Source organism: Synechococcus sp. RC10A2 (genome assembly GCF_047502605.1).
On sequence record NZ_JANSHP010000108.1, the window covers coordinates 33,486 to 36,961 of the forward strand.

The following is a 3,476-nucleotide window of genomic DNA, read 5'->3' on the forward strand; positions in this document are numbered from 1 at the left end:
ATGTGTGGCTCTCGTGGGGGTCGGCGCGCGCGGGCGGCCTCGCGCCCCCGCCCCGCGGCGCCCCGGGGGGGGGGGGGGGGGGGGCCCCCCCCCCCGCCATCTAGGTCGAGACAACTGAAGATTCCGGGATCCCTTCCTCCGCCCAAGGGCCGTTCTCATAGTAGGCGGCCACCCTCTCCCGGTCGGGCTGGGTTAGCAGGCTGACCACCACCAGCACGGCTGTGCCGGCGACCACCGCCGGGATGACCGGCAGCCAGCCGCCCGTCCAGCCTTTGGGCAACAGGCCCGACAGCCAGCCCAAGGTGAGGCCGCTGGAGACCAAAGCTCCGGCCACGGCCCCGGCGCGAGTCGCCCGCTTCCAGTACAGGCCGGCGATCAAGACGGGAAAGAGCATGGCGTTGCCCTGGAAGCTCCAGGTGGCAATCTGGGCAATCAGCCCCGGCGGCCTGACGGCAATGGCAAAGGAGACCAGCCCAATCCCCAGCACCACCCAGCGGCCCAACAGCTCCTCCTGGTGCGGGGAAAGCGGGCGCTTGAGGAAGGTGACCACCAGATCCCGCGTCACTAGGGAGCTGGCCGTGAGCAGTTGCGAGTCCGCCGTGGACATCAAAGCCGCCAGCGCGGCTGTAATCACCACTGCCGCCACGCCGCTGGGCAAGCTCTGCAACATCAGCGGCATGATCTGGTCCGGCTGCTGCAGGTTAGGAAAAGCCAGCCGGCCCCAGACGCCAATGAGGGCTGCCGGGAAAAACACCAGCAGAATGAGCAGCGGCCAGACCACCATCAGAGTCTGGAAGGGACGGGCACTTTTGGCCATGTAGAAGCGCTGGAAAAATTGGGGAAAAAGGGGCGTGGCCATAAAAAACAGCAGTTGGTTGCCCAGCAGGGTCTGCCAGCTCCAACGCCCCTGCGGGCCCGGCAAGCTCAGCCAGGGATCCAACTGCCCAGCCGTTTCCGGGGGCAAGCTCAGGGCCACCGCCACAAAGGCCACCCCCATCCCCAAAACCAGGATGATCCCCTGCACCACGTCCGTCCAGACCACCGCCTGGGAGCCGCCGAAGAGGACATAGCCCAAGATCACCAAGGCCACCACCACCGCCAGGGGCCAATAGGGGATCCCTTCTCCCAAAACAGCGGCCAGGGTGCGGGCTCCGCCAATGATCTGGATGCTGATGTAGGGGGCGGTAAACGTCAGGGCGCTCAGGCAATAGAGCAGGGCCAGGAGAGGGCTGTTGAAGCGGTGGCCAAAAAACTCGGAAGGGGTAATAAAGCCGAAGTGCCGAGCTGCCAGCCACACGCGGTAGCCTATCCAAAAAAACAGCCCCGAAATCAAGGCGGTGGTGACCCCCACCCCCAGAAAGATCCCCAGGCCGTGGGTGTAGGCATCTGCCGGCACGCCGAGGAAAGTAAAGGCGCTCAGCAGCGTCGCCAGCGTGGTCAAGGTCAAGGCCAGGGATCCCAGCCCCCGCCCCGCCAAGAAATAGCTCACGGGATCCTGGCCGCTGTGGCGGTAGCTCCACCAGCCAATGGCCGCCAACAGCAGCAGGTACACCCCAACCACACCCAAACTCAAAACCGTGTCACCCATCTCTAGGCCAGCAAACGCGCACAATGTAGAGGTTCAAGGGCACCAGCAGCAACATGGCCAACCCCGCCCCCCAGTACCAAGCCGGGATCCCCAATAGCTGCGGCTGGGCGGAGCGCACGCCCACCCAGGTCAATAGCCACAGCAGGGGATAGATCCCCCACACCCAAGCTTGCCGCAGCCGCCCAAAGCGCAAAAGGCCAGCGGCGGGATCCTGTTCGAGCATCCTCCGACCTCCTGCTGTGCAGGTGCATCTTCAGCGGGACTTCATTTTAAAGCAGGATGGCTCGATTAACCTGGTATTAGCCCCGCGGCAGGGTCGAGGCAGCCAGCCGCCGAGATTCCCCTTTTCGATGATCCAGAGACTTGAGATTGCTTTTTCCTTCCTCCCCCGCTGACAACGCCGGCAGGCCGGGATCCTGCCGCGGCGAACAAGAGCGGCCCTACTGGCTGGCTTGGGCGCAGATTAAGGGCATCGGCCCGCACCGGCTCAAACGGCTGGCGGAGTTTTTTGGATCCCTGAAGCAGGCCTGGCAGGCGGACGCCCTGGACCTGCAGCAGGTAGAAGGCATCGGCCCTACCTTGGCCCAGGCAATTGTCTCTGCCCGGCCTGGCCTCGATCCTGAGGAGATCCTGGAGCAGACCCAAAAGCCTGGGATCCCTTTCCTAACCCCGGCGGATCCCGGCTATCCGCCGCTGCTGTGGGAGCTGCCGGATCCGCCGCCCCTTCTCTATGTCTTAGGGGAATGCCCCGATTGGCAGCAGCCGGCCATTGCTGTTGTCGGCACCCGCGCCCCCACCTCCTACGGTCGGCTCTGGACTCAGAAAGTTAGTGCCGCCCTGGCAGAAGCCGGCTGTGTGGTGGTCTCGGGGCTGGCCACCGGGATCGACGGCATTGCCCACCAGGCCTGCCTAGAGGCAGGCGGCAAGACAGTGGCCGTGGTGGGAACGGGGGTGGATCAGGTTTACCCCGCCCACCATCGCTCCCTCTACCGGCGCATCTTGGAGCAAGGAGCCGTCCTCAGCGAATATCCTCCCGGCACGCCGCCGGCCAAGGAGCACTTTCCCCAGCGCAACCGCATCATCGCCGGCCTCTGCCGCGCCACCTTGGTGATGGAGGCCCCAGAGCGCTCGGGGGCGCTGATTACCGCCCACCTGGCCAACCACTACGGTCGGGAAGTGTACGCCCTACCGGGGAATATCGACACAGCGGCGGCCCGCGGCTGTCTGCAGCTCATCCGCAACGGCGCCGGCATGATCCTGGGGATTGAGGAGCTGCTCCAAGAGCTGGATTTGGTTCAGGGATCCCCTCCCCCAGAACAGCCCCCCTCCTTCGGCCCCAGCGATCCCCAGCAGCAGCTTCTCTGGCAGCTCCTGGGCAACGAAATCCTCAGCCTCGACGCCCTGGTCCAGGCCACCCAGATGGACATTGCCACCCTCTCCAGCACCCTGCTGCTTATGGAACTGGAAGGCTGGCTGGTGCAACTGCCGGGGATGCGCTACCAGCGGGCTCGCTGAGGTTGGATCCCTGCCCAGCTTCTCCGATGGGAGCACGACACGTGGGATCCTCGTGGCGCGGGTTGTTCACATGGGTGCTGACGGGGTAGGCGGCCATGGCCTCTGCCGGGTAGGGGCGGAGCAGGGGCAACAGCAGCTTGGGATCCCGCACCCGTGGATCCAGCCAGAGGTCGTAGTCGTTTTCCGTCAAAATGGCCGGCATCCGCTCGTGGAAAGGCTCCATCATGGCCGGCGTGTTGAGGATGGCGCAAGTTTCTATCTCCACCCCTTGTGGGCTGCGCCAGCGCTCCCAAATACCGGCAAAGGCAAACACAAGAGGATACAGCCTTTTAATTTAAAATAGGGTACAGGTATTCAAGAGGAAGGAGAGAAA

At 64.5% G+C, this 3,476-nt stretch carries 4 protein-coding genes; 1 reads left to right on the plus strand and 3 read right to left on the minus strand.

Annotated features, from left to right (window positions below):
- Nucleotides 1-100: 100 nt before the first annotated feature.
- Nucleotides 101-1,588: a sodium:solute symporter family protein gene (locus NW848_RS15335; protein WP_414508814.1), complete on the minus strand. Its 1,488-nt coding sequence runs from the start codon at nucleotides 1,586-1,588 to the stop codon at nucleotides 101-103.
- Entirely contained in the window at nucleotides 1,581-1,811 is a 231-nt protein-coding gene (locus NW848_RS15340; RefSeq protein ID WP_011431304.1) for a hypothetical protein, read from the minus strand. Before NW848_RS15340 ends, NW848_RS15335 begins: the two co-directional genes overlap by 8 nt.
- 140 nt (nucleotides 1,812-1,951) lie before the next feature.
- Here NW848_RS15340 and dprA point away from each other — a divergent pair, with 140 nt between their 5' ends.
- Nucleotides 1,952-3,103: a DNA-processing protein DprA gene (gene dprA, locus NW848_RS15345; protein ID WP_148203212.1), complete on the plus strand. Its 1,152-nt coding sequence runs from the start codon at nucleotides 1,952-1,954 to the stop codon at nucleotides 3,101-3,103.
- Here the strand turns inward: dprA and NW848_RS15350 are convergent.
- The gene (locus tag NW848_RS15350; RefSeq protein ID WP_240531061.1) at nucleotides 3,042-3,416 is read right to left on the minus strand and encodes an SOS response-associated peptidase family protein; all 375 of its coding nucleotides are present in this window, start codon (nucleotides 3,414-3,416) and stop codon (nucleotides 3,042-3,044) included. The two genes, dprA and NW848_RS15350, sit on opposite strands and share 62 nt — an antisense overlap.
- Nucleotides 3,417-3,476: the final 60 nt, after the last annotated feature.